This window comes from Pseudomonas sp. 14P_8.1_Bac3, from assembly GCF_025466085.1.
In the GTDB taxonomy this organism is placed as follows: Bacteria; Pseudomonadota; Gammaproteobacteria; order Pseudomonadales; family Pseudomonadaceae; genus Aquipseudomonas.
In genome coordinates this window covers 18,381-43,692 of sequence record NZ_JANLOD010000026.1, presented here as the reverse complement: position 1 = coordinate 43,692, position 25,312 = coordinate 18,381, and the positions used below count along the sequence as shown (strand labels likewise).

The following is a 25,312-nucleotide window of genomic DNA, read 5'->3' as shown; positions in this document are numbered from 1 at the left end:
CTGTGGTCCGCGCTCTGGTTGTCACCAAAGCGAATAAAAGATTGAAAAAAACTTCTATAAGCTTTAAAGGAGAAGCTCACCGGTACTTTGCTAGCAATCCGTAAGTGAGTTATCGCCAGTTTCGCTCAGGGAGAGCGCTGATGAGTTTTCGTCCATTGAACGACTCCCCGCGGCAATCGAACGATTGCGACGACGTCGCGTCTCCACCCGGTAACCCGGGCCCGCTCGACATGGCCTGCGCAGGCAATGAGGACACGATCGAACGATTGCTGGACTCGGCGCGCCACTGGGTCCATACCACGTCGTGGGCCGTTTATCGCGCTGGCGAACAGATGCATCTGGTCGGGCAGGGCGACCCGCGGGTGCAGTGGCCTTCCAGCGTCGCGACCGAAGACTTCGAAGGCTTTTGCCAGACCTGGCGCCTGCACCGCTGGCCGACTGGCAGAGGCGAGAGTGAATTGGGTTGGCTGCTCGCGCCGGTCAACGACGCCGCGGAACCGGCGCTCGCCGAATTTGCCCAGCGCCTGGGCGTTCAGCTACAGACCAATACCCTGGCCCGTGCTCAGATTACTCAACGGGTGCTGTATGAAATTACCTACCTGGCCAGTTCGACCCGCGACCGGTTCGTGTTTCTGGTGGGGGTTCACCAACTGCTTGCCAGCCTGATCGACGCCGAAAATTTCTACCTCGCGCTGTATGACCCGCGCAGTGGCAAGATCGATTACCCGTATTACGTCGACATCATCGATGTCGACGCCGTGCAATCCGAACACTACGAATTCCTTGACCCTTCGCACTTGTCATTGACGGGTCAGGTGCTGACCTCTGGCCAGCCCCTGCTGATCGACGCCGCCGGTATTCGCGCGGCCCAGGCCGAAGGCCGGTTCTACTGCGTGGGGGATCGCCCCGAGTTCTGGATGGGCGCGCCGCTGAAAAATGCTTCGGACGACGTGTTCGGCATGCTGGCGATGCAGGTCTACGACGTTTCCCGGACCTACAGCGCTGAAGACCGTGCCCTGTTTCTGGTGGTGGCCCGTCACGTGGCCATGGCACTCGACCGGCTGTTGCACCGCGCGGACCTGGAAGAGACGGTGATGCGCCGCACCCTGGAGCTTTCGGCACTCAACGACGCCTTGCGCCAGGAAGTCGCGGAGCGGGAGCGTGCCGAACATTTGCAGAGTGCGCTGTTCCAGATTGCCGAACTGTCGAGCCAGCCCGGCGACATGGCGGAATTGTTCCAGACCCTGCACGGTATCGTCGGTGATCTGCTGTTCGCGCAGAACTTCTATATCGCGCTGTTCGATGACGCCACCGGTGAAGTGACCTTCCCCTATTACGTCGATGAGCGGCGGACCCAATGTCCGGTCGCACGTCGTGGGCAACGCGGGTTGACCGAGTACGTGATCCGTCAGCGCCGGCCTTGCCTGGTGGATTCCAGCGAAGCTGACCGATTGGCCGCGAGGGGTGAAATTGAAATTGACGAGTCGGTCCGCTCGTATTCCTGGCTTGGCATTCCGTTGTTCGATGGTGATGTGGTGCGTGGCGTGCTGGCGGTGCAAACCTATACCTCGCGAGTCGGCTATACGCTACGCGACCAGGAACTCCTGACCTTCGTGTCGCGGCACATCGACACCGCGTTGTCGCGCCGCACCGCCGCCGAAGCCATTCATGCCGCCAACCTCAAACTCGAAGCCCGGGTGCAGAACCGCACCCGCGAACTCGACCACGCCAATGCCAAGCTGCAGCACGAAAACTCCCACGATGCGCTGACCGGGCTCCCCAATCGCACCTACCTGCAACAGCGCCTCAACCTGGCCTGGTCGCAATTCGGCAGTGAAGGCGGGCACCTGGCGGTGATGTTCATCGACCTCGATCGTTTCAAGATGGTCAACGACAGCCTCGGCCACCATTTCGGCGACCTGCTGTTGATGCAGGCGGCCCACCGCTTGCGTGGATGCCTGCGCGAGACCGACATGCTCGCGCGCCTGGGCGGGGATGAGTTTTCCGTGCTCGCGCCCGAGGCACCGCTGGACGTGGTGATCGAAATCGCCGAGCGGATCCTGTTGGCGTTCGACCTGCCGTTCTTGATCAATGGCCATGAAGTCTTCTCGTCCTGCAGCATCGGCATTGTCAGCGCCGACAGTCAGTTCCATGACGAGCCCGCCGACTTGCTACGCGATGCCGATGCCGCGATGTACCGAGTCAAAGCCGCCGGACGCGACAGCTACGCGGTGTTCAACCAGGAAGTGCGTCGCGAAGTTTCGGACCAGGTTGAGCGCGAAGGGGCGTTACGCAACGCGCTTAAGCGGACCGACGAACTGCAGCCGTACTTCCAGCCGATTGTCAGCGTGGAAACCGGCGAACTGCTGGCCCTTGAAGCGCTGATCCGCTGGCATCAGCCGGGCGGCAGGGTCATCGAGCCGGGCGAGTTTCTGCCGGACGTCGAGGGGTTGCGCCTGATCGGTCGACTGGACCTGTACATGCTCACCAGCATTGCCGTGATCCTGTCACAGCCCGAGCACGCCAACTGGCCGCCGGTACACGTCAATTGCTCCAGCTACAGCATGACGCGTCCCGATTTCGCCACTGATGTGCTGGCGCTGTTGGCGCGTTATCAGGTTGCGCCGTCACGAATCTGCCTTGAACTGACCGAAGGTGCACTGGTGGCCGAGCCCGCCATTGCCCGACTGACCATGCAGCAACTGGCCGACAACGGCATGTCGGTGGTGCTGGACGACTTCGGTGCCGGGTTTTCCTCCTTGAGCTACGTGCACCAATACCGCTTCAGCGGCTTGAAAATCGACAAATCCTTCATCTTCGAACTGACCACCAGCCCACGCAGCCGCGCGATCGTCCGGGCGATCGTCCGCATGGCCGAATCGCTGGACCTCAGCGTCGTGGCTGAAGGTGTCGAGGATGAAGCAACGCTGCTGTTGCTGCGGGAAATGGGGGCAGGGCAAGCGCAGGGTTATTACTTTGCCAAGCCGATGGGGTTGGAGGCGTTGCTGGCGAGTTCGTTGATAGGGGTTCAGGGTCGCTGAGGTATGGGCGATGAACGGGGTGATGGATCTAAGCTAATTCCATTAAATTATTTATTTAATAATTAATAGATCAATATCATCTAAAAGACTCGACGCTAAGGCATCCAGAAGCGCGTCGTTCCAGTCTTTACCCGCCCAGGAATCCATAAAAATGAACACGCTGAAACTGGCCAGGCACCTTGTCTCGGTCTTGGGGATCGCTGCATTTTCGTTGACCGCTCATTCCGCCGACCTGACCTTTGGCTACATCAACGGCATCGACCCGATCAAGCGCGCCATCGCTGATGGCGAATATGAAAAGGGTATTGGCCAGAAAATCGATTGGCGTGCATTCGAGGCAGGCCCTGCTGTATTGGCCGCCATGGCTTCCGGCGACGTGCAGATTGGTAACCTGGGTTCGAGCCCGCTGGCTGCTGCTGCGTCGCGGAACATGCCGTTGGTGACGTTCATCGTCAGCGCGCAGATTCGCAGTTCCGAAGCGCTGGTCGTACGCGATGGCAGCGGCATCAAAGCGCCTGGGGATCTGGTCGGCAAAACCATCGCCGTGCCGTTCGTGTCGACCTCGCACTACAGCCTGCTCGGCGCGCTCAAGCACTGGAACCTGGATCCGCGCAAGGTCAACATCATCAACCTGACGCCGGCGCAAATCACTGCGGCGTGGAGTCGTGGCGATATCGACGGGGCGTTTACCTGGTCGCCGGCGTTGGGTGAAATTCGCAAGACCGGCAAGATTCTCACCGATGCGGCTGAAGTGTCAGGCTGGGGCGCACCGACCTTTGAAGTGTGGGTAGCGCGCAAAGACTTCGCCGAAAAAAATCCGAAGATCGTCGCTGATTTCGCCAAGGTCAGCCTGGCCGCGATTGCCGATTACACCGCGCACAAAGCCGAGTGGACGGCGACCTCTGAACCCGTGAAGAGCATCGCGCGGCTCACCGGGGCGAACGCTTCGGATATTCCAGAATTGCTGGACGGTTCGTATTTCCCGGTGGCCTCCGAGCAGAAGACCGCGCAGTTCCTCGCGGGTGGCACCGCCAAGGAAATCGGCAAGACTGCCGAGTTTCTGAAAGAGCAGGGGAAAATCGAAAAGGTGTTGCCTGACTACTCGGCCTTCGTCAGCGACAAGTTCATCGGAGAGTAAACATGAGCCTTACGCTTCGCCCCCTCGGGCCCACGATTGGCGCCGAGGTTAAGGGGCTGGACATGAGCGTGCCCTTGAGCGATCAGCAGCATCAGTGGGTTGGGCAAGCACTGTTGCAGCATCAGGTGTTGTTCTTCCGAAACCAGACGATTACACCCACAGAACATGTGACGTTCGCCGCGCGTTTCGGCGATTTGCACCGGCATCCGATTTATCCGCACGTGGACCAGCATCCGGAACTGCTGTTGATCGACACCGCCATCACCGACGTGCGGGACAATGCCATCTGGCACACGGATGTCACTTTTCTTGCGGCGCCGGCGATGGGGTCGGTGCTGGCCGCGCGGCAGGTGCCGGCCTTTGGCGGCGATACGTTGTGGGCCAATGGCGTGGCGGCTTTCGAGGCGTTGTCTGCGCCGCTGAAACAGCTGCTCGATGGGTTGACCGCCACTCACGAGCTGACCAAGTCATTTCCCACCGAGCGGTTTGGCAGCACGCCCGAGGCGCTGGCGCGCTATGAGCAAGCCAGGAAAGATCACCCGCCGCTGTCCCATCCGGTCGTCAGAACGCATCCGGCTACGGGTCAAAAGGCCTTGTTCGTTAACGAGGGTTTCACGACCCGTATCAACGAACTTGAAGCGAAGGAAAGTGATGGGCTGCTGGGTTTCCTGTTCCAGCATGTGAGCCGCCCGGAATTCACCGTTCGCTGGCAGTGGAAAGCCCATGACGTAGCGTTCTGGGATAACCGGATCACCCAGCATTACGCTATCGATGACTACCGTCCCAACCGACGCGTCATGCACCGGGCGACGATTTTGGGTGATGTGCCTTTTTGAGGCTTCAAATCGATTTTGCAGGTCAGGATCCTTTGTAGACGCCCGGTTGCTGGCGATAGCAGTGGGTCAGCCAGCATCAATGGTGAATGTCAGGCCTTTTCGCGAGCAGGCTCGCTCCCACAGGGATTTGTGGTGTGCTCAAGTATCCTGGCACGCCGCCAATCCCTGTAGGAGCCAGCTTGCTGGCGATGGCGGTGGGCCCGACTCAATCTTCTGCAGGAGCGCAAAGCAGGCGGGCCTGCTACCTTCATGCTTCACTCACGCGTTTAGCACGGCAATGCGATGACCGACCTCAGCGAAAAAATTTCCTTGAATGAATCACTTCCCGACGACATGTCTGTCCGTCGCCGATCGCTGCTGGCCGCCTGCGGCGCGCATGCCATACACGACGGCCTGACTGACGTCATTTACGTGTTGCTGCCGATCTGGCAGGTGCAATTCGGCCTGAGTCTTGCGCAAGTGGGCCTGCTGCGCGGGGCCTATTCCGGGACGATGGCCGGGTTCCAGTTGCTGGCGAGTCGCGCAGCCAAACGCTGGGGCCGCACCCGATTGCTGGTGGGCGGCACGGCGCTGGCCGGTGTTGCCTATCTGTGTGTGGGGCTGGCGGACGGACTGCCGCTGTTGTTGCTGGCCCTGATGCTGGGCGGATTGGGCGCCAGTACGCAGCACCCGCTGGCGTCTTCGATGGTCAGCGATACCTATGAAGCGGGCGGCGGGGTCAAGGAGGCATTGTCGCAATACAACTTTGCCGGCGACATCGGCAAGATGTTGATCCCGGCCCTGGTCGGTTTGTTGCTGACGGTGGTCAGTTGGCGCACCAGCGTCACGTTGCTGGGGTTGTTGGGGCTGGCCGCTGCGGCGCTGCTGGGCTGGCTGATTGTCGCTCGCGGCGCCCGGAATTCTGGCAAGACGAAAACCACCAAGGTGAAGGCCGGTACCGGCTCCGTCAGCGGCCTGCGCGCATTGCTCGTGACGGGCGTCCTGGACAGTGCGGTCCGCATGGGCTTTCTCACTTTCCTGCCGTTCGTGTTGACGAGCAAAGGTGCCGGCACGGCGGGCATCGGCCTGGCGTTGGCGCTGTTGTTCGTCGGCGGTGCATTCGGCAAGTTGCTGTGTGGTTATCTTGGCGCGCGTATCGGCATGATGAAAACCGTGTGGCTGACGGAGTCCGCGACGGCGCTGTTGATCATTCTCGCCGTTTACTTGCCGCTGACCGGCATGATGGTGCTGCTGCCTCTGTTGGGGCTGGCGCTGAACGGCACGTCCTCAGTGCTTTATGGCGTGGTGCCGGAACTGTCGAGCGCCGAAAAACGCGAGCACGCCTTCGCCCTGTTCTACACCGGCACCATCGGTGGTGGTGCTCTGGCGCCGGTTTTGTTTGGTCGCCTTGGGGACCTCACAGGGATCCCCGTCGCGGTGATGACCTTGTCGGCGATTCTGCTGCTCACGTTGCCGTTGTCCTGGATTGTGCAGCGCGGCCTGGATCGCACGGCGTGAGCGGTTACTTCGATTTCCAGTGCCCGCCACCCGACTCGCAGTCAATCTTCGCCTGGCTCAGGTGCTCGGCGTCGTAGTAATACGTCGTGACCTGGGCGTTATTCGGAATGTTGAGCGACGTGGCGTTCTTGTCCTTGCTGGTGGAATGCGGGTTGGCCAGCGATTCCTGAGTCAACGTGGCGATGCACGAGGCCTGATAATGGTCGTCGCACTGTGCGACCTTTTTCTTGGTATTGGTGAGCATTTCCTTGCTTTGATTGCTGCATGACCAGTCGATGGCGTTAACCGGCATGCCTTCATACTCATAGCAGCTATGGTTTTCGACGGCGGGCACCGAAGGGCTCTGGGAACGGGTGAGTACGTCGCAACCTTCGGCGAACGCCAACGTCGGACTCAGGCAAACGATCAGGCACAGAACTTTGCTGTTCATCGGGATTTCCTCTCCAATGGCGCCTCGCCTGGCACAGGATCAGCGCTGATAAAGATTCGAAAACGCGATGAGGCGTGGGGTTCCATCCGTTTTAGCGATGCGCCGACAGAACATCATTGCTCAATAAATTGGCGAATCGCGCTAATGGTCGGCGTCGGTGCTTCCTCCATCAACCAATGCCCCGCTCCGGGAATCACCACCTCCGTGACCTTATCCGCCGCATTACGCATCACGACGGCTTCATTGTTGCCGAAGGATTTTTCTCCGCCGACCGCCAGCACCGGCATGGTCAACCGCGCCTTCATTCCCGCTTCATTGTCCACCGCATCCTGCCGAATGCTGCGGAACTGTGCGAATGCCGCATGCATCGCGCCGGGTCGCGCGTAGAGATCGGCGTAATGCTGGCGGGTGGCTTCGTCGATCTTGGTGGGATCGCCGGCGAACTCGTTCCAGAACCGGTCCAGGTAGATGCGCTCGCGCCCGGCCACCAGACGTTCGGCGTCCGGGCCGCCAAAGTCGAAATGCCACAGCATCGGTGAGCGTACGATGTCGTTCCATGGCGGAATGCCCGGCACGGGCGCGTCCATCACCACCAGGCGCTCGGTCAGCTGCGGATAACGCGAGGCGTAGGCGAAGGCGACCATGGTGCCGATGTCGTGACCGAGGACGATCGCATGTTCGATGCCCAACGAGGCCAGCACCGCACGGATGTCACCCGCCTGGGTCTTCCTGTCATAACCGCTTTCCGGGATCGACGACAAACCCATGCCGCGCAGGTCCGGAACCACCACCGTGTGATCCCTGGCCAGGTCCGCCGCCAGCGGTGCCCACATGTCGCCGGTATCGCCGAAGCCATGCAACAGCACCACGGCGGGCCCCTTGCCGCCGACGCGAACGTGGATCTTCACGCCGTCTACGGCAATATCCTGGGTACGAAAGGAGGAGGGGAACGGCGTAATGTCGGCGTGGGCGGGGAGGCTCAAGGCCATGAGCAGGGACGCGGTCAGCAGGGTGCGGATCATGGCTCAGTCTCCGGAAGGAACGATGGGAGGAGCGTAGACCGTTTTGCGATATCCTGATGTGCAGACTCCCTGATCGTTAACGCAACCGAGTGCCCCGACCCTTGATCGAACGACGCCAATTTAGTGGAGGCATGAAGGGCAAGAACCTTCGCTATCTGAACGAGAACGCCAACGAGCTTGTGCATCTGACCCGCACGGGCTTTTTGCTGCTTGAACACTTTTCGCTGCCGGCGTTTACCCAGGCGCTGGATACGATCGTCACCGCCAATCTGCTGCGGCCCAAACTGTTTTCATCCCGAACGTTCGGCTTGGGCGATGGTGAGGTGGTCAGCGACTTGGGGTTGGTGATTCGCCCGGATGCGCAGCTCGATTGTTCCGCGGTCAGTGAACTCGATTTGCTGGTGATCTGCGGCGGTTATCGCACAGAACTGAAGGCGACCGACGAGTTGATCAACCTGCTGCGCACGGCCGCGGATCATGGCGTCAGCCTGGCCGGTTTGTGGAATGGCGGCTGGTTCCTGGGCATCGCCGGTTTGCTCGACGGCTACCGTTGCGCGATTCACCCGGAACATCGCCCCGCACTCGCGGAAATTGCCAAGGCCACGCACGTGACCAGCGAGCCCTACGTCATCGATCGCGACCGGCTCACGGCGTCGAGTCCGTCGGGCGCGTTTCACATGGCATTGGACTGGATAAAGGGCTTGCACGACAAGGCGCTGGTCGAAGGCATCGAGGACATTCTCGCGTTCGAAGAGTCACGCTACCGACGGATAAAACCGACGGAGAATGTCTGTGTCAGCGCGCCGTTGCGCGAAGTGGTGAAGCTGATGGACGCCAACCTCGAAGAGCCGCTTGAACTGGAGCAACTGGCGGTGTACGTCGGTCGCTCCCGTCGGCAGCTGGAGCGTCTGTTCAGGGAGCAACTCGGCACCACGCCGCAGCGTTATTACATGGAACTGCGGATTACTGAAGCGCGTCGCCTGCTTCAGCATACGGAGTTGTCCCAAGTGGAGGTGCTGGTGGCCTGTGGGTTTGTATCGCCCAGTCATTTCAGCAAATGCTACAGCGCGTATTTTGGCTACAGGCCATCCAAGGAAACACGGCTGGTCAAATGAGCGCCGTCCGAGCCGGTCCATAAGGGCCGGCGATCTCCATTAGCGAGCGACATGCGTTGTCGTACGACTATCTAAATATCAAATACACTGCCGATTTTCTGCAGAAGCCAACCGTCATGGGCGTGCGATAGCCCGCTTTATTTGGCCCACAGCAATGCTTGCGCATGGGTATTCACCGAGACGAACGGCGATTTTCCAGATTGACAGCCGGGGAGGCTGTCGCTATAAAAGATACAGTTGTACGACGACATACGATGTAACACTCCTAAAAACAAAAACCGGCACTCATCATGAAATCAATCCGCTTGCGCACCTCCCCGAAGGTCATTACGTATGGCCCGGTCTTGACTGCTCGCCCGACCGCGCAGTCATCCCCCAGTCTCTTGGCAACACCGCCCGCCTTTGATTTGCACGTGCTGCTCGTTTGACGCGAGTCGAAGCAATGCTTTCGCGTAAGCAGTGATCTCGTTTGAAACCGAGAGATCATCACCCTAATCCAATAATAAAGTGATGCCATGAATCTGAATGAGCCTATCAATCCGCAACGTGTCGGCCAGGCGGTCGGCAAGTACCGCTGGACGATCTGTGCGCTGTTGTTTTTTGCTACCACCGTCAACTACCTGGACCGCCAGGTCCTCAGTCTGTTGGCGCCGGACCTGTCGACGCAATTTGGCTGGAGCAACAGCGACTACGCCAACATCGCCTCCGTGTTCCAGTTCGTGTACGCGATTTCCATGCTGTTTGCCGGCCGCTTCGTCGACAAGATCGGCACCAAGAAGGCGTACATCTTCGCCATCGGTATCTGGTCGACCGGCGCGATGATGCACGCCTTTTCCGTGCCGATGGGCGAGGGGATCGCTTCGATTTCCAGCGCACTCGGCCTGGCGGTGATCCCGGTTTCGATCGCCGGTTTCATGTTGTCGCGCGCCGTGCTGGCGATCGGCGAAGCGGGTAACTTTCCGATCGCGATCAAGGCCACTGCCGAATACTTCCCGAAGAAGGAACGCTCGTTCGCCACCGGTATCTTCAACTCCGGGGCCAACGTCGGCGCCATCCTCGCGCCGATCTGCGTACCGCTGATTGCCGCCCTGTGGGGCTGGGAAGCGGCGTTCATCGTGATCGGCATGCTGGGCTTCGTCTGGGTCGCCGTGTGGATCGCGCTGTACGAAAAACCGGAAAAGCAAAAGCGCCTTTCGGCGCAGGAACTGGCATACATCCGCAGCGATGCGCAGGTGATCGTCACCCCGGAGCCGGGTGTCGCCGAGAAGAAAGTTTCGTGGTTCAAATTGCTGACCTACCGCCAGACCTGGGCATTTGCCTTCGGTAAATTCATGACCGATGGTGTCTGGTGGTTCTTCCTGTTCTGGCTGCCGACCTACCTGTCGGCGCAATACGGCATGAAAGGCCAGGCCATCGTGTGGCCGCTGGCGGTGCTGTACAGCATGACCATGGTCGGCAGCATCGGCGGCGGCTGGTTCCCGAGTTACTTCATGGCCCGTGGTGATGCGCCATACGACGGCCGCATGAAAGCCATGCTGGTGATCGCGTTTTTCCCGCTGCTGGTGTTGCTGGCGCAGCCATTGGGCTACATCAGTTTCTGGGTGCCGGTGTTACTGATCGGCGTGGGCGCGTCGGCGCATCAGGCATGGTCGTGCAACATTTTCACCACCGTGTCGGACATGTTCCCGCAGAAGTCCATCGCTTCCGTCGTCGGTATCGGCGGCTTGGCGGGTGGCTTGGGCGGTGTGGTGATGACCAAGATCGGCGGCTGGGTGTTCGACTACTACAAATCGATCAACGACATTCACACCGGCTACATGATCATGTTCGCCATCTGCGCGCTGGCCTACCTGGTGGCGTGGAGCGTGATGAAAGTTCTGGTGCCGCGCCACAAAGAAATCACCGACCTCTAAGCGGACAGGCGAGGCGGCCGCCCGGCCGACCTCGTCACCAGGTACACACAATCCCCCTGTAGGAGCCAACTTGCTGGCGATGGTCGTCAACGATGACGGTTGCTGCCTGAATGCACGCGGCGCTCTGGAGGCCATCGCCAGCAGGCTGGCTCCTACAGGTGCTGGTTGATCATGAAGGGAACTTGTGATCATCACGATAAAAATGAGTTTGTCTCACTCACTGCTAACTATCGACAATGGCTCCCATCAACCACATGGAGTTTTTTGTCATGGCTTTGGCCCATTCCCTTGGATTTCCGCGCATTGGTCGCGACCGCGAGCTGAAAAAAGCACAAGAGGCGTTCTGGAAGGGCGAACTGGACGAAGCGAGCCTGCGTGCGGTCGGCCGGGATCTGCGCAAGACCCACTGGGAATTGCAGAAGAACGCCGGGATCGAGCTGTTGCCGGTGGGCGACTTTGCCTGGTACGACCAGGTACTGAGCCACTCGCTGATGTTCGGCGTGATCCCGGAGCGTTTCCGTCCGCACGACGGCAAGGCTTCACTGCAAACCCTGTTCGGCATGGCGCGTGGTGTCAGCGACAGTTGCTGCGGTGGTGCACACGCCCAGGAAATGACCAAATGGTTCGACACCAACTATCACTACCTCGTCCCGGAATTCAGCGCCGATCAACAGTTCCAGCTCGGCTGGGATCAGTTGTTCGAAGAAGTCGAAGAAGCCCGCGCCCTGGGCCATAACGTCAAGCCGGTGATCATCGGCCCGCTCACCTATCTGTGGCTGGGCAAGGCCAAGGGCGCCGAATTCGACAAGCTTGAGCTGCTGGATCGCCTGCTGCCACTGTACGGCCAGATCTTCCAGCGCCTGGCGGAGCAGGGCGTCGAGTGGGTACAAATCGACGAGCCAATACTCGTGCTCGATCTGCCGCAAGCGTGGAAGAACGCCTTCGAACGGGCCTACAACCTGATCCAGCGTGACCCGCTGAAAAAACTGGTCGCCACCTACTTCGGCGGCCTGGAAGAAAACCTGGGCCTGGCGGCCAACCTGCCGGTGGACGGCCTGCACATCGATCTGGTCCGCGCGCCGGAGCAATACCCGACCATCCTCGATCGCCTGCCCGCTTATAAAGTGTTGTCGCTGGGCGTGGTCAACGGCCGTAACGTCTGGCGTTGCGATCTGGAACAAGCCCTGGCCACACTGCAACACGCCAATGAGCGTTTGGGTGATCGTCTGTGGGTCGCGCCATCCTGCTCGTTGCTGCACAGCCCGGTCGACCTCGGGCGTGAAGACAAGCTCGATGCCGAGCTGAAAAGCTGGCTGGCCTTCGCCGTGCAGAAGTGCGAAGAAGTCGCGGTGCTGGCCCAGGCGATCAATCAGCCGGAAGCGCCAGACGTACTCGAAGCACTGACACAAAGCCGCGCCGTCCAGGCCAGCCGCGCCGCCTCGCCGCGCATTCACAAGCCGGCCGTGCAGGCGCGTGTTGCCGCGATCACCGCGAAGGACAGTCAGCGTCATTCGCTGTTTTCCCAGCGTATGGCCAAGCAACGTATCGGTCTGAACCTGCCCTTGTTTCCGACCACGACCATCGGTTCGTTCCCGCAAACCACGTCGATTCGTCTCGCGCGCCAGTCCTTCAGGCAGGGCAAACTGAGCGAAGCCGAATACACCGAAGCAATGCAAAGCGAGATTCGTCACGCCGTGCAAGTGCAGGAGAGCCTGGGCCTGGACGTGCTGGTGCACGGCGAAGCCGAGCGTAACGACATGGTCGAATACTTCGCCGAGCAACTCGATGGCTATGTATTCAGCCGCTTTGGCTGGGTCCAGAGCTACGGTTCGCGCTGCGTAAAACCCGCGGTGATTTTCGGCGACCTGAGCCGCCCGAGCGCCATGACCGTCGAGTGGATCCGCTACGCTCAAGGCCTGACCGACAAAGTCATGAAAGGCATGTTGACCGGGCCTGTGACCATGCTGATGTGGTCGTTCCCGCGCGAAGACGTGTCGCGCAAAGTCCAGGCCCAACAGCTGGCCCTGGCGCTGCGCGACGAGGTGGTTGATCTGGAAACCGCTGGCATCAAGATCGTACAGATCGACGAGGCGGCGTTCCGCGAAGGTCTGCCCTTGCGGCGCGCGCACTGGCAGGAATACCTGGACTGGGCGGTGGAAGCGTTCCGTCTCACCGCCAGCGGTGTGCGGGATGAAACGCAGATCCATACCCACATGTGCTACAGCGAGTTCAACGACGTGATCAAGTCCATCGCCGACATGGACGCCGACGTGATCACCATAGAAACCTCGCGCTCGGACATGGAACTGCTCGATGCCTTCGAAGCTTTCGACTACCCGAACGACATCGGTCCGGGCGTGTACGACATCCACTCGCCACGGGTGCCGGATTCGTCGGAAATGGCCAACTTGTTGCGCAAAGCCGCCAAGCGAATTCCCGCCGAGCGCCTGTGGGTCAACCCGGACTGCGGCCTGAAAACCCGTGGCTGGCCGGAAACCGAAGCGGCATTGGTGCACATGGTCAACGCGGCCCGTCAATTGCGTAAAGAACTGGCCTGACGCTCAAAGGCCTGACTCCAAACCGGAGCACTTCACGGTGCTCCGGTTTTTTCATTCAGCCGACACCCGTCAGCGGCTTTCCCACGACAGGCTAACTACTTGTATGGAAAAACCGGATAATGGCGCCCAATTCATTTTTGACTCGTCATTCTGGTAACTCCGCATGGAAATCAAGGTTAATTTTCTCGACAACCTCCGACTTGAAGCCAAGTTCGATGACTTCACCGTGGTTGCCGATCAACCTATCCGCTACAAGGGTGACGGCTCTGCACCTGGCCCTTTCGATTATTTCCTGGCGTCATCGGCGTTGTGTGCGGCTTATTTTGTGAAGTTGTACTGCCAGACGCGCAATATCCCCACCGAAAACATCCGGCTGTCACAGAACAACATTGTTGACCCGGAAAACCGCTACAACCAGATCTTCAAGATTCAGGTCGAATTGCCGGCGGACATCTCCGACAAGGACCGCCAGGGCATCCTGCGCTCAATCGACCGTTGCACCGTGAAAAAGGTGGTGCAAGCCGGGCCTGAGTTTGTGATCGAAGAAGTGGACAACCTCGACGCCGATGCCCAGGCGTTGTTGATGCCTGCCGCGCATTCCGAGGCGAACACTTATATCGCCGGCAAGGACCTGCCACTGGAGCAGACCATTGCCAACATGTCGGCCATTCTGGCGGACCTGGGCATGAAGATTGAAATCGCCTCGTGGCGCAATATCGTGCCCAACGTGTGGTCGCTGCATATCCGCGATGCGCATTCGCCGATGTGTTTTACCAACGGCAAAGGTGCAACCAAGGAAGGCGCACTGGCGTCGGCGTTGGGCGAGTTCATCGAACGGTTGAACTGCAACTTCTTCTACAACGACCAGTTCTGGGGCGAAGACATCGCCAACGCGGCGTTCGTGCATTACCCGGATGAGCGCTGGTTCAAGCCTGGCCGCAAAGACGCGCTGCCGACGGAAATCCTCGATGCGTACTGCCTGAAGATTTACAACCGCGACGGCGAACTGCGTGGCTCCCATCTGATTGATACCAACTCGGGCAATGAAGAGCGCGGCATCTGCTCACTGCCCTATGTGCGTCAGTCCGACGGCGAGGTGGTGTATTTCCCGTCGAACCTGATTGAAAACCTGTTCCTGAGCAATGGCATGAGTGCCGGTAATACCCTCGCCGAAGCCCAGGTGCAGTGCCTGTCGGAGATCTTCGAGCGGGCGGTCAAACGCGAAATCATCGAAGGTGAATTTGCCCTGCCGGATGTGCCGGCCGACGTGCTGGCGAAGTACCCCGGGATCCTCGCCGGGATTCAGGCGCTGGAAGAGCAGGGGTTCCCGGTGTTGGTGAAGGATGCATCGCTGGGGGGTGAATTCCCGGTGATGTGCGTCACCTTGATGAACCCGCGTACTGGCGGTGTGTTCGCCTCGTTCGGCGCGCACCCGAGCCTGGAAGTGGCGCTGGAGCGCAGCCTGACTGAATTGCTCCAGGGCCGCAGCTTTGAAGGCCTCAACGACTTGCCACAGCCGACGTTTGAAGGGCATGCGGTGACCGAGCCGAATAACTTCGTCGAACACTTCATCGACTCCAGTGGCGTGGTGTCGTGGCGTTTCTTCAGTGCCCAGTCGGATTACGAATTCGTCGAGTGGGACTTCTCCGGCCAGGGCGAAAACTCCAATGCCGAGGAAGCCGCGACCTTGTTCGGCATTCTCAAGGGCATGGGCAAGGAAGTGTACATGGCGGTCTACGAGCACATCGGCGCGACGGCCTGCCGCATCCTGGTCCCGGACTATTCGGAAATTTATCCGGTCGACGATTTGATCTGGGACAACACCAACAAAGCGCTGTTTTTCCGCGAAGACATCCTGAACCTACATCGCCTGGACGACGGCGAACTGCAGGGGCTGGTTGAGCGTCTGGTGGAAAGCGAGCTGGACGACTACACCGACATCACCACCTTGATCGGCATCGAGTTTGACGACAATACCGCCTGGGGTCAGCTGACGATCCTGGAGTTGAAGCTGCTGATCTATCTCGCCCTGCAGCAATACGAAGAGGCGAAAGAGGCGGTGGAAATGTTCCTGCAATACAACGACAACACCGTCGAACGGGGCTTGTTCTACCAGGCCATCAACGTAGTGCTGGAAATGAAGCTGGACGAAGACTTGGAACTGAAAGATTACGAGGCCAATTTCCGCCGGATGTTTGGCAACGAGCGGATGGACGCAGTGATCGGTTCTGTAGAGGGCAGCGTGCGTTTCCATGGCTTGACGCCAACCAGCATGAAACTGGAAGGGCTCGACCGGCATTTGCGCCTGATCGACAGCTACAAAAAGCTGCACACGGCGCGGGCCAATTGGGTAGCCCAGAAATAACGCAACATCTGTAGGCGCCGGCTTGCTGGCGATGGTCGTCCACGCTCACGCGTTCTGTCTGAATGAACGCGGCGCCCTGGAGTCCATCGCCAGCAAGCTGGCTCCTACCGGGCATGCTTACTTTCAGGCATTACCGCCCGTGCGCGACCGCCGCCAATTGCTCGGTGTCCACCCGCACAAAAACTGAATCTCCCACCGCCGTCAGCAGGTCACCCGCGTAGACCTCGCAGATCACGCGGGTCTTGCGACCCACATCACCTTCCACTCTCGCCCGCAGGGTCAGTGGTACGCCCATCGGCGTCGGCTTGATGAACTTGATGCCCAGGTTGCCGGTGACGCAATTAATGCGTGGCAGGCTGGCGACTTCGCGGTTTTCTGCCCGGTAATGCCAGGCCATGGCCGTCCAGTTGGAATGGCAGTCCACCAGCATCGCGATCAAGCCGCCGTAGACCAGGTCCGGCCAGCCACAATATCTGGCCTCGGGCACGTGCTCGGCGATGACATGCTCGCCGTCCTCATGCCAGTAGCTCTTGATGTGCAGCCCGTGAGGATTGCTGCCGCCGCAGCCGTAGCAAACGCCATCGGGGGCGGCGGTGTCTTGCAGGGAAGTTTCGAGCACGGACATGGGTTGATCATCCTTATATCTGAACGCATGATTCTAACGTTGATCCGCTGAAGGTGAACGTCAGAACGTGCCGTCGGATCAAGCATGCAGCAGTTTATTGATTGTCGGATCGAGCCAGGTGCAGATACATGGACTTTAATGACAATGCGCCGCTGATCGAGTCGTTTCTCATCGATCCGCCGCATCCGCCGATAACCCGGTATGCAATCGACTTACGACAATGATCAGCGGAACTTATGCCCGATAACCAGAACTCAATCGCCCGTTCCGCCTCCCACCGCTCCAGCGTGCTGTTGGCACGCGCCTCGCTCCTCAAGTTCGTGAGTCTGCTGGCCGCCGTGTTTTTACTGGCTGGCCTTTCACTCATCTACCTCGCTCATGACCTGGATCGCAATGAAGAGGTTGAAAGCGCGTTCTATACGAAAAAAGCGATGCAATCGCTGGAGAAATCCCTGCGCTCAACCGTCAAGGACTACGCGTTCTGGGGCGATGCCTATAAACACCTGCATACTGAAGTGGACTCAGACTGGGCATTTGTACGCCAGAACGTCGGACCGACGCTTTATTCGGATTTTGGCTTCCAGGGCATATTCGTCGTCAACGACGTCAACCGCACCGTTTATTCAGTGATCAAGGGCGAGCTGAAGGCTGTAGAAGTCGCCGATTGGCTCAAACAGTCCATCGTCGGAATCCTCGACAAGGCTCGCGCAGGCGCGGAAACGGAGATACCGGTTACCGCCTTCATAAACGTCGCCGGTGTGCCCACCCTGATCGCTGCTGCCGCCATCACACCGGGGACTGATCCGACGGTGGTGCTTGATGACCGAGCACCGTCGGTGTTGATCTTCGTCGACATGTTAAACAGCACAAAGCTGGCGATGATCGGCAACGATTTCGGGGTGAGCCGCTTGCACGTCGCCACGCCTGACGAACTCGGCGCGACGGCACTCTATCCGCTTGGCGAGGATGGCGCGGCGGGCAGTCTGCATTGGAGTCCGACCCGGCCGGGGCTGCAGTTGTTGGGGGTCGGGCTGCCGCTGATCGGCATCGCCGCTTTGCTGGTGTGCCTGATGACCTGGGCCATTCTGCGTCGCACGACTGCGGGGGCGCTGGCACTGGATGCCAGCTACGCGTCACTGCAGAGCAGCCAGAATGCTCTGGCGACCAGCGAAGCGCGCTTTCGTGATGTGGTTGAAGCCAGTTCGGACTGGGTGTGGGAAATCGACAACGATTGGCGTTTCACCTATTTGTCCGAACGGTTCGAAGGCGTAACGGGGCTCTCCAGAGAAGCCTGGATAGGGGCCTTGATCAACGACCTGCTGAGCACCGAACTGGGCACCTTGTCGCAGTGGCTGAGTATTCCGAGCCGTCGCCCGGATATCAGCATTCAGTGCCGCTACGTTGATGCAAAAGGTCAGGAGCGCATCACGCGTCTTGCCGCCAGGGGAATGGTGGGCGGCGGGTTCCGGGGCACGGCCACCGATGTGACCGAGGAAGTCGAAGCCCGCCGACGCATCGAGTTTCTTTCGCAACACGACGCGCTGACGGGTTTGCCCAACAGGACCCGACTTCAAGAGTTTCTTGACGGCAAGCTCAAGGCGTTGCCGACGGTGGAACAACCGCTGGTCATGATCAGCCTGGACCTGGATCGATTCAAACCGGTCAATGATTTGCTCGGGCATGCCGCTGGTGATCGGGTGCTTAATGAAGTGTCGAGTCGACTGGCTGATTGCGTGCGCCACGGTGATCTGGTTGCCAGGGTCGGCGGTGACGAGTTCGTATTGATCCTCACCGACGTCAGTTCTCAGGAGGAAGTGGAAACGCTGTGTCGGCGTCTGATCGAGTCCGTCGAACGGCCGATAGCGATCGATGAACAGGAAGTGTTCGTCAGCGCCAGTATCGGCATCGCAATGGCACCGAATGACGCCTGCGAAGCGAGCGAACTGCTTCGTTACGCAGATATTGCCCTGTACGAGGCCAAGGCGGCCGGTCGTAATACCTGGCGTTTTTATGCGGGCGACATGAATGCGCGGATCATCGAGCGCCGCCGCCTTGAAAGCGATCTGCGGTTTGCGATCAAACACGGCGAGCTGCGCCTGCATTTCCAGCCACGTTATCGGATCGTTGACGGTCAGATGGTGGGCGCCGAGGCGCTGGTCCGGTGGCAACACCCTGAGCGTGGATTGATCGCCCCCGACACGTTTATTCCGATAGCAGAAGAGTCGGGGCTGATTCTGGCCTTGAGCAACTGGGTGCTCGAAACGGCCTTCACCAGCGCCGCCCGCTGGCCGGAAAATCTGTTCGTCTCGGTCAACCTGTCACCGACGGAATTCAAGCGCGGCAATCTGGTCGAGCGCGTTCAGAAAGCGCTTTTCGATTCCAGAATCAATCCCGCGCGGGTTGAGCTGGAAATTACCGAGAGCGTGATGCTGGAGGACGCCAGCGGCGCACTGGAGGTGATGCGCACGCTCAAGCGCCTCGGTGTACGAATAGCAATGGACGACTTCGGAACGGGATATTCGTCGCTGAGCTACCTGCGCGCCTTTCCGTTCGACGGCCTGAAAATAGACCGCAGCTTTTTGACCCGGCTGGTTGATAGCGAGGATGACAAGGCCATCATTCAGGCGATCGTAGGCTTGGGCCGGGCGCTATCGCTCACTGTGACAGCAGAGGGGGTCGAAACCGCCGATCACCTGAACCTGTTGAGAGAGGTCTCGTGCGATGAAGGCCAAGGCTATTTCCTGAGCCGGCCGCTTGAGACTGACGCTTTCAACGAATTGATCGGCGTCTTTGAGAGCAACGCCCTGGGGACAATGGACTGATTGTGAACCGCGGCCCGCATCCAGAGGGGTCATTGACGTGACATCTGCAGTGAAAAAACCGCAGAAGCTCGCACGGGGCGATATACGAGCAACCTTGGCGATCACTGGTGGGTGAGCCCAGACAATCCGATAGATCCGAGGGCAGCAATGGACCGTTTTGATGCAATGCAGGCCTTCGCGCGGGTGGTGGAGGCGGGCAGCTTCACCAAGGCCGCGGAAACCCTGCACATGAGCAAGACCACCGTGACCCAACTGGTGCAGCAGCTTGAGGCGCGACTGCGGGTCAAACTGCTCAACCGCACTACGCGCAAGGTCAACGTCACCGCCGATGGCGCGGTGTTCTACGAACGGGTGTTGAAGGTGCTGGCTGACATGGACGACGCCGAGACCAGTCTGTCCGTGGCCGCGTCGCTGCCCCGCGGGCGATTGCGGGTGGATGTGCCTAGCCCGCTGGCGAGCATGATCCTGATGCCGGCGCTGCCCGGATTTTATGCGCGCTATCCGGATATCCAGATCGACATGGGCGTCAGCGACCGTATCGTCGACATCATCGATGAGAACGTCGATTGCGTGGTGCGCGGCGGTGAGCTGACGGACCTATCGCTGATGGCCCGACGGGTCGCAGACCTGCAGCTCGGTGTTTTTGCAGCGCCGAGTTATCTGGCTCGGGTTGGCACGCCCGCGCATCCTCGGGAGCTGGAAGAGTCGGAGCATCGCGTCGTCGGCTTCCTCTGGGCTCGCACTGGCAAACCACTGCCTTATGCGATGCATAACCACAGTGAAAACGTGCAGGTCAAAGGCCGCTATGCGCTGGCGGTCGACGATGGCAACGCCTATCTGGCGGCCGGTCTGGCCGGGTTGGGTGTTTTGTGGCTGCCCAGGTACATGTCCAGGGCCTACGAGGCGAGCGGCGAGTTGGTGCCGCTGTTTGAAGACTGGCGTCTCGATACGATGCCGCTTTACGTGGCGTTTCCGCCGAACCGGCATATCAGCCTCAAGTTGCGGGTGTTCATCGACTGGATCACCGAGTTGATGGCACAGCATGCGCCGGTCGAAGTGCGTTGAGGGTTGGCAGCGCTGGTGCACTTGTTTTACGCACTGCTAACCTTGATGATGGCGTGATTCCTAACTTTAAAGTCAAAAAAACAAGGAGTTCTGTTATGAAAGTCAGTGCGCGCAACGTATTCAAGGGCAAAGTGGCTCAGGTCCAGGACGGCGCGGTCAATTCGGAAGTCATCCTGACCCTGCCCGGTGGCGAGCAACTGGTGGCAGTGGTGACCGTGGAAAGCATCCGTCATCTCGGGATTGCGGCCGGCAAGGAGGCGATTGCCCTGATCAAGGCACCGTGGGTGATGCTAATGACCGAGTCGAGCGACATTCGCCTCTCGGCCCGCAACTGCCTGGAGGGCAAAGTGCTGAGCGTCACCGATGGCGCCGTGAACGCCGAGGTGGTACTGGAACTGGCCGGTGGCTCGAAGGTGTATTCGATTGTGACCCGTGAGGCGGTGACTGAATTGGGCCTGGCCCCGGGTGTCAGCGCCACGGCGGTCATCAAGGCTTCCCACATCATCCTCGGTGTTCCGGCCTGACAGCCACCCAGCGCCAACCAACCGGTCAGTCCTGGCCGGTTATTTGCTCGCGTCCAGCACCACGCGATAACGGGCCTTGCCACTGCGCAGGTGATCAATGGCCTCATTGACCCGGCTCATCGGGAAGTGCTCGACCTGTGGCACGATCTGATGGCGCGCGCAGAACTCCAGCATGCTCGCGGTATTACTCGGCGAACCGACCGGTGAGGCGGACAGGCTTTTTTGTTGCGGGATCAGGTCGAACACGTGCACGGGAATCGCGCCCGGCACGATGCCGACAAAATGCAGGCGGCCCTTGCCACGCAACGTGCCAAGCATGGCCGGCCAATCGAGGTCGGCATTGGCGGTGATCAGCAAAAAGTCCAGCGTCCCGGCAATCGATTTCAATGCGTTGCTGTCAGTCGAGGCGACGACCTTGTGCGCGCCCAGACGCTTGGCTTCGTCCTGCTTGCTCAACGACGAGGTGAATGCGGTGACTTCGCAGCCCCAGGCATTGAGAAAACGCAGGGCCAGATGACCGAGGCCGCCGATGCCGACTACGCCGACCCGGTCAGTGGGCTTGACGTCAAATTCCACCAGGGGGTTGAACACCGTCGAACCGGCGCAGAACAGCGGTCCGGCGGCGGCTGGATCGAGGCCGTCCGGGATCGGCAGCGCCCAGGCCCAGTGCGAACGCACTCGGTCGGCAAAACCGCCATTGCTGCCAATGATCGTCGGCTGCGCGGTGCCACACAGGTTATGCGCGCCGCTGATGCACGAGGCGCAATGCATGCAGCTGCCCTTGTACCAACCGATGCCGACCTGTTGGCCTGTTTTAAGTCCGCGTACCTGCGCGCCAGCTCGCACAATACGGCCGACCACTTCATGGCCCGGGATAAACGGGTATTGGCTGATCCCCCAATCGTTATCGATCAGCGACTGATCGGAATGACAGACGCCGCAATATTCCACGGCGACTTCCACTTCTTCTTCGCCCAACGGGCCGGGATCGTAGCTATAACGTTCCAGCGGAGCACCGGCAGCCGTTGCGGCCCAGCCGGTGAAGGATTTGAGTTCGGTATCGCTCATGGCACACCTCCAGATCAGGAGTGACGGTTTGGCACCTTGGGTGCCGCGGCGAAGCCAACGGAGTGTAGCTGCACTGCTGGCCGTCGCCTGACTTGCCGATGGAGTGCCTAACCTTCGCGCACTGAGGTTCGCCGCACGGCAATGCACTTGATTTCCACCAGCAGCCCTGGGTGCGCGAGTTCGCTGACACCGATGCACGTCCAGGCGCACAGGCCCTTGGGAAACAGCCGGTTCTTCACCTCGCGAAACACCGCCATGTGCTGCGCCATGTCGATGTGATACGTGGTCATGTCAACCACATCCTCGAAGCCGCAGCCTCCCGCGGCCAGCACCGTGCGCAGGTTTTCCCAGGCGCTGATGAATTGTTGCTCGGGATCATGGATCACCTCCAGTTCGGCGGTTCGCCCGACCTGGCCGGCGCAGTACAACGTGTCGCCGACCTTGACCGCAGGGGCATAGCCCGCGCGTTCGACGACGGTTTTCATGGCGTCTGGAATGACGATTTCACGGTCCGACATGGTGGGGCTCCGGGGCAGGTGATCGACGGATTCTACCCGCCGCCGCGACGGGACGCTTGCTCACAGAACGGGACGTGGACTCCGGCGTACCCGCCGCAGACGCGGAACGCGCGAACTCCGCGATCAACAGTCAACTCCCGGTACTGGCGCCCGAGCAGGATGAAGCACTGCTGCGGGAGGCAGGATTCGGCAGTGTCGAGTTGTTCTACAGCGGATTCACCTTCAAAGGCTGGATCGCCTGCAAACCTGCGCCGATCATTTGATAACCTGTAGAAACAAGCCTGCAGGCGCCATTGGTGTCGGCTGTGACGGCCTCTTCGCGGGCAAGCCCGCTCCCACAGGGATCTGTGGTGGGCACAGGATTCAAGCTTTACGCTGAACCACTGTAGGAGCCGGCTTGCTGGCGATGGCGGTCGGGCAGACGCCCAGGCTGATTCGCTTCCCGTTGAGTGCGTGGCCCTGATCAAAGAAGCCGCGCTACTTCGCCGTAATCACCGACAGCTTGGTAATGCCCGCCCGCTCGATCGACGCCATCGCACGCGCGACTTCGCCATAATTCACCCCGTTATCCGCCTGCAGTTGCACGCGCACATCGGCGTTCTTGTCCTTGGCGGACTTGAGGTCGGATTCGAGCAGGTCCGGCTGGATCTCATCCTTGTTGATGAACAGTTTGCCCTTGTCATCGATGCTCACCACCAGCGGATCTTTCTGCTCCACCGGCGCCACCGATTCGGTTTTCGGCAGGTTGATCGGGATCGAGTTGGTCAGCAGTGGGGCGGTAACGATGAACACCACCAGCAGCACCAGCATCACGTCCACCAGCGGCGTGACGTTGATCTCGCTCAGCACTTCGTCATTGTCTTGCGTCGAAAAGGCCATCTCAGGACGCCTCCTTCACTTTTTGCCCGGTGGGTGTCGCGCCGGATTTTTTCAGTGCCGGATGGACCAGCACGCGAAAGGCGTTCTTTTGCGCCAGGCTGTAGAAGTCATGGGCGAAGTCATCGAGGTCGGCAGCGGTCAGCTTCAGGCGCCGCAGGAAGTAGTTGTAGACCAGCACCGCCGGTACCGCGACGGCGATCCCTACGCCGGTGGCGACCAATGCCGCACCGATCGGCCCGGCCACGGTTTCCAGGCTCGCCGAGCCCGCTGCACTGATGCCTTTCAACGCCGACATGATGCCCCAGACCGTCCCGAACAGACCGATGAAGGGCGAGGTGCTGCCGATACTGGCCAGAATCGCCAGGCCGGTTTCCAGCGACCGACGCTCACGCACGATCTGTTGACGCAGGGCGCGTTCGAGACGGTCCTGGTGGTTGATCGCCTGGCTCAGGTCGGTGGCCTGTGCGCCGTCCGGCACCTGGATCGCAGCGTAACCGGCCAGTGCCACGCGAGCAGCGGCGCCCGGTTGGTTGTGGGCCAGCTCCGCCGCGGAGTCCAGGCTCGAAGCGGCCCAGAACTGTTGGTGGAATTTACGATCCTGACGTTTGAGGCGGGTGAACTGCACGCCCTTGAGCAGGGCCAGGCCCCAGGTGGCGACGGAAAAAATGATCAGCAGCCAGATAACCGCGTGTTCGATGGATTCAAAAGGCGATGCGATGAGGTTCATGGTGAGGCTCTCCAACAAATCGTAGGTCGTGTAGCGATGCGCCTTTTGTCAGGTGGCCCGCGGTGTTCAATGCAATCGGGGGTTATCGGATCTTGAAGTCGATGGGCACGCTGACCCAGCCGTCCTGGGCGACGTCGCCCTGTTTGGCCGGGACGAAACTCCAGCGCTTGACTGCGGCCAGCGCCGCGTCATCGAGCTGGTCGCGGCCGCTGCTTTGCTGGATCTGGATCTCGCCGGGTTTGCCGCTGGCCAACACATGCACCCGCAACAACACCGTGCCTTGCCAACCGCGACGCATGGCCACGGACGGGTATTCCGGCGCCGGGTTATGCAGGTAACCGGCGTTGGCCGAGGCCGGGGTCACCGGTTTCGGCGCGGGTGGCGCAGGCGGTGCCGGGGCGGCGACCGGTTGTGGCGGGGCCGGTGGCGCCGGTGGTTGTTCCAGCGGTTTGGCGACGGGCTTGGGCACCGGTTTAGCCACAGGTTTAGGTTTGGGAATCGGTTTGGGCGGAGGCGGCTTGACGGCCAGTTCGTCCTCCACGGGCGGCGGTGGCTCGACCACGGGCTGCGGAACGGGCTCGGGCGGCTCCGCCACCGCCACCGCGGGCTGGGAAAACTCGATGGTCATCGGCGGAATTTCCGGCGGCACCACGGGCAGCGGCGGAGTAGGTGTGCTATTCACCCAATAGATCACCGCACCGTGCAGCACCAGGGCAAAAACACCGAGCAGCACCCCTTCACGACGGCTCAATACCCGCTTGGGCGTGCTGTGCAGTCGCGACTGGGACAGAGGTCCCAGGTAGACCCGCCCCAAGTCGAGCAACTCAGCGCTCGGCGCCTGACGCCAGGGCACATCGAGTGCCGGGGCGGTTTGGACGTTGGCCATTGATTGACTCCTGACTGTTTAGCAAGACGGGAAGCCTTCCCGTCAGCAACTCTTGTTTGCGCGCGGCCTGTAAATGTTCAGGCAAACATGCATGGGTGATCAGTCAGAGCAAGAGCCATACCAGTTGCCAATCCCGCCTGGAATGGCGTTTTTGAGGGGTGCGCGCTGCCGGTTGTGCTGGGTCAGACGCATTGGTTGCTCATCAAGTGTTGCTGGAGCAGCAACTGGTTGCTTGCGACAAGACGAATAGGCATCACCCGCTATGGCGCCGTGGACCGCGGTG

The 25,312-nt window shown here is 60.2% G+C and carries 19 protein-coding genes and 1 pseudogene; 12 read left to right on the top strand and 8 right to left on the bottom strand.

Annotation, left to right across the window (positions count from 1 at the left end; all coding sequences use genetic code 11):
• The first annotated feature begins 140 nt into the window (after window positions 1-140).
• The 4 genes from NTD84_RS08645 (at window position 141) to NTD84_RS08630 (ending at window position 6,512) form a co-directional block, all read left to right on the top strand.
• Complete coding sequence (locus tag NTD84_RS08645) at window positions 141-3,041, top strand: EAL domain-containing protein (protein WP_262164732.1); 2,901 nt, start codon at window positions 141-143, stop codon at window positions 3,039-3,041.
• A 151-nt stretch (window positions 3,042-3,192) separates the two neighbouring features.
• Entirely contained in the window at window positions 3,193-4,179 is a 987-nt protein-coding gene (gene tauA / locus NTD84_RS08640; RefSeq protein WP_262164731.1) for a taurine ABC transporter substrate-binding protein, read from the top strand.
• Window positions 4,180-4,181: 2 nt separating this feature from the next.
• Entirely contained in the window at window positions 4,182-5,015 is an 834-nt protein-coding gene (tauD, locus tag NTD84_RS08635; RefSeq protein WP_262164730.1) for a taurine dioxygenase, read from the top strand.
• A gap of 282 nt (window positions 5,016-5,297) precedes the next feature.
• On the top strand, window positions 5,298-6,512 hold the full coding sequence (locus NTD84_RS08630; RefSeq protein ID WP_262164729.1) for an MFS transporter: 1,215 nt from the start codon (window positions 5,298-5,300) through the stop codon (window positions 6,510-6,512).
• A 4-nt stretch (window positions 6,513-6,516) separates the two neighbouring features.
• Here NTD84_RS08630 and NTD84_RS08625 read toward each other — a convergent pair whose 3' ends face one another.
• Both NTD84_RS08625 and NTD84_RS08620 read right to left on the bottom strand, forming a co-directional pair.
• Window positions 6,517-6,942, bottom strand: a complete 426-nt coding sequence (locus tag NTD84_RS08625) for a hypothetical protein (RefSeq protein WP_262164728.1) — start codon at window positions 6,940-6,942, stop codon at window positions 6,517-6,519.
• A gap of 113 nt (window positions 6,943-7,055) precedes the next feature.
• On the bottom strand, window positions 7,056-7,964 hold the full coding sequence (locus NTD84_RS08620; protein ID WP_262164727.1) for an alpha/beta fold hydrolase: 909 nt from the start codon (window positions 7,962-7,964) through the stop codon (window positions 7,056-7,058).
• Between the two features lie 101 nt (window positions 7,965-8,065).
• Here NTD84_RS08620 and NTD84_RS08615 point away from each other — a divergent pair, with 101 nt between their 5' ends.
• From NTD84_RS08615 to NTD84_RS08600, 4 genes are all read left to right on the top strand, one after another.
• Window positions 8,066-9,079, top strand: a complete 1,014-nt coding sequence (locus NTD84_RS08615; RefSeq protein ID WP_262164726.1) for a GlxA family transcriptional regulator — start codon at window positions 8,066-8,068, stop codon at window positions 9,077-9,079.
• 515 nt (window positions 9,080-9,594) lie between these two features.
• Window positions 9,595-10,992, top strand: coding sequence for an MFS transporter (locus tag NTD84_RS08610; RefSeq protein WP_262164725.1), 1,398 nt, complete (start codon window positions 9,595-9,597; stop codon window positions 10,990-10,992).
• A gap of 269 nt (window positions 10,993-11,261) precedes the next feature.
• Complete coding sequence (metE, locus tag NTD84_RS08605; RefSeq protein ID WP_262164724.1) at window positions 11,262-13,550, top strand: 5-methyltetrahydropteroyltriglutamate--homocysteine S-methyltransferase; 2,289 nt, start codon at window positions 11,262-11,264, stop codon at window positions 13,548-13,550.
• A gap of 163 nt (window positions 13,551-13,713) precedes the next feature.
• A complete protein-coding gene (locus NTD84_RS08600) occupies window positions 13,714-15,915 on the top strand; it encodes an OsmC domain/YcaO domain-containing protein (protein WP_262164723.1) in 2,202 nt (733 codons plus the stop codon).
• A 130-nt stretch (window positions 15,916-16,045) separates the two neighbouring features.
• Here the strand turns inward: NTD84_RS08600 and NTD84_RS08595 are convergent, their stop codons facing one another.
• Window positions 16,046-16,540, bottom strand: a complete 495-nt coding sequence (locus NTD84_RS08595; RefSeq protein WP_262164722.1) for a PaaI family thioesterase — start codon at window positions 16,538-16,540, stop codon at window positions 16,046-16,048.
• 236 nt (window positions 16,541-16,776) lie between these two features.
• Between NTD84_RS08595 and NTD84_RS08590 the strand changes: the two genes are divergently transcribed.
• The 3 genes from NTD84_RS08590 (at window position 16,777) to NTD84_RS08580 (ending at window position 20,951) form a co-directional block, all read left to right on the top strand.
• On the top strand, window positions 16,777-19,362 hold the full coding sequence (locus NTD84_RS08590; protein ID WP_262164721.1) for an EAL domain-containing protein: 2,586 nt from the start codon (window positions 16,777-16,779) through the stop codon (window positions 19,360-19,362).
• 147 nt (window positions 19,363-19,509) lie between these two features.
• Window positions 19,510-20,427 (top strand): LysR family transcriptional regulator, encoded by a 918-nt coding sequence (locus NTD84_RS08585; RefSeq protein ID WP_262164720.1) that lies wholly within the window; start codon window positions 19,510-19,512, stop codon window positions 20,425-20,427.
• 95 nt (window positions 20,428-20,522) lie between these two features.
• The gene (locus NTD84_RS08580) at window positions 20,523-20,951 is read left to right on the top strand and encodes a molybdopterin-binding protein (RefSeq protein ID WP_262164719.1); all 429 of its coding nucleotides are present in this window, start codon (window positions 20,523-20,525) and stop codon (window positions 20,949-20,951) included.
• A gap of 39 nt (window positions 20,952-20,990) precedes the next feature.
• Here the strand turns inward: NTD84_RS08580 and NTD84_RS08575 are convergent, their stop codons facing one another.
• Window positions 20,991-22,019: an NAD(P)-dependent alcohol dehydrogenase gene (locus NTD84_RS08575; protein WP_262164718.1), complete on the bottom strand. Its 1,029-nt coding sequence runs from the start codon at window positions 22,017-22,019 to the stop codon at window positions 20,991-20,993.
• 107 nt (window positions 22,020-22,126) lie between these two features.
• Window positions 22,127-22,537 (bottom strand): RidA family protein, encoded by a 411-nt coding sequence (locus NTD84_RS08570; protein WP_262164717.1) that lies wholly within the window; start codon window positions 22,535-22,537, stop codon window positions 22,127-22,129.
• A 74-nt stretch (window positions 22,538-22,611) separates the two neighbouring features.
• On the opposite strand from NTD84_RS08570, the pseudogene NTD84_RS08565 reads away from it, so the two are divergent.
• A pseudogene (locus tag NTD84_RS08565) lies at window positions 22,612-22,800 on the top strand (methyltransferase); the annotation flags it as partial.
• A gap of 214 nt (window positions 22,801-23,014) precedes the next feature.
• Here the strand turns inward: NTD84_RS08565 and NTD84_RS08560 are convergent.
• The 3 genes from NTD84_RS08560 to NTD84_RS08550 all read right to left on the bottom strand — a co-directional run bounded on the left by NTD84_RS08560 (window position 23,015) and on the right by NTD84_RS08550 (window position 25,029).
• Window positions 23,015-23,416: an ExbD/TolR family protein gene (locus NTD84_RS08560; protein ID WP_262164716.1), complete on the bottom strand. Its 402-nt coding sequence runs from the start codon at window positions 23,414-23,416 to the stop codon at window positions 23,015-23,017.
• Window position 23,417: 1 nt separating this feature from the next.
• Entirely contained in the window at window positions 23,418-24,143 is a 726-nt protein-coding gene (locus NTD84_RS08555; protein WP_262164715.1) for a MotA/TolQ/ExbB proton channel family protein, read from the bottom strand.
• Window positions 24,144-24,225: 82 nt separating this feature from the next.
• Window positions 24,226-25,029: an energy transducer TonB gene (locus NTD84_RS08550; RefSeq protein WP_262164714.1), complete on the bottom strand. Its 804-nt coding sequence runs from the start codon at window positions 25,027-25,029 to the stop codon at window positions 24,226-24,228.
• Window positions 25,030-25,312: the final 283 nt, after the last annotated feature.

Excerpts from the sequence above, each read along its gene's own strand:
- NTD84_RS08645 (WP_262164732.1), top strand. The coding sequence starts at position 141 with ATGAGTTTTCGTCCATTGAACGACTCCCCGCGGCAATCGAACGATTGC.
- tauA (WP_262164731.1), top strand. The coding sequence starts at position 3,193 with ATGAACACGCTGAAACTGGCCAGGCACCTTGTCTCGGTCTTGGGGATC.
- tauD (WP_262164730.1), top strand. The coding sequence starts at position 4,182 with ATGAGCCTTACGCTTCGCCCCCTCGGGCCCACGATTGGCGCCGAGGTT.
- NTD84_RS08630 (WP_262164729.1), top strand. The coding sequence starts at position 5,298 with ATGACCGACCTCAGCGAAAAAATTTCCTTGAATGAATCACTTCCCGAC.
- NTD84_RS08625 (WP_262164728.1), bottom strand. The coding sequence starts at position 6,942 with ATGAACAGCAAAGTTCTGTGCCTGATCGTTTGCCTGAGTCCGACGTTG.
- NTD84_RS08620 (WP_262164727.1), bottom strand. The coding sequence starts at position 7,964 with ATGATCCGCACCCTGCTGACCGCGTCCCTGCTCATGGCCTTGAGCCTC.
- NTD84_RS08610 (WP_262164725.1), top strand. The coding sequence starts at position 9,595 with ATGAATCTGAATGAGCCTATCAATCCGCAACGTGTCGGCCAGGCGGTC.
- metE (WP_262164724.1), top strand. The coding sequence starts at position 11,262 with ATGGCTTTGGCCCATTCCCTTGGATTTCCGCGCATTGGTCGCGACCGC.
- NTD84_RS08600 (WP_262164723.1), top strand. The coding sequence starts at position 13,714 with ATGGAAATCAAGGTTAATTTTCTCGACAACCTCCGACTTGAAGCCAAG.
- NTD84_RS08595 (WP_262164722.1), bottom strand. The coding sequence starts at position 16,540 with ATGTCCGTGCTCGAAACTTCCCTGCAAGACACCGCCGCCCCCGATGGC.
- NTD84_RS08590 (WP_262164721.1), top strand. The coding sequence starts at position 16,777 with ATGCCCGATAACCAGAACTCAATCGCCCGTTCCGCCTCCCACCGCTCC.
- NTD84_RS08585 (WP_262164720.1), top strand. The coding sequence starts at position 19,510 with ATGGACCGTTTTGATGCAATGCAGGCCTTCGCGCGGGTGGTGGAGGCG.
- NTD84_RS08580 (WP_262164719.1), top strand. The coding sequence starts at position 20,523 with ATGAAAGTCAGTGCGCGCAACGTATTCAAGGGCAAAGTGGCTCAGGTC.
- NTD84_RS08575 (WP_262164718.1), bottom strand. The coding sequence starts at position 22,019 with ATGAGCGATACCGAACTCAAATCCTTCACCGGCTGGGCCGCAACGGCT.
- NTD84_RS08570 (WP_262164717.1), bottom strand. The coding sequence starts at position 22,537 with ATGTCGGACCGTGAAATCGTCATTCCAGACGCCATGAAAACCGTCGTC.
- NTD84_RS08560 (WP_262164716.1), bottom strand. The coding sequence starts at position 23,416 with ATGGCCTTTTCGACGCAAGACAATGACGAAGTGCTGAGCGAGATCAAC.
- NTD84_RS08555 (WP_262164715.1), bottom strand. The coding sequence starts at position 24,143 with ATGAACCTCATCGCATCGCCTTTTGAATCCATCGAACACGCGGTTATC.
- NTD84_RS08550 (WP_262164714.1), bottom strand. The coding sequence starts at position 25,029 with ATGGCCAACGTCCAAACCGCCCCGGCACTCGATGTGCCCTGGCGTCAG.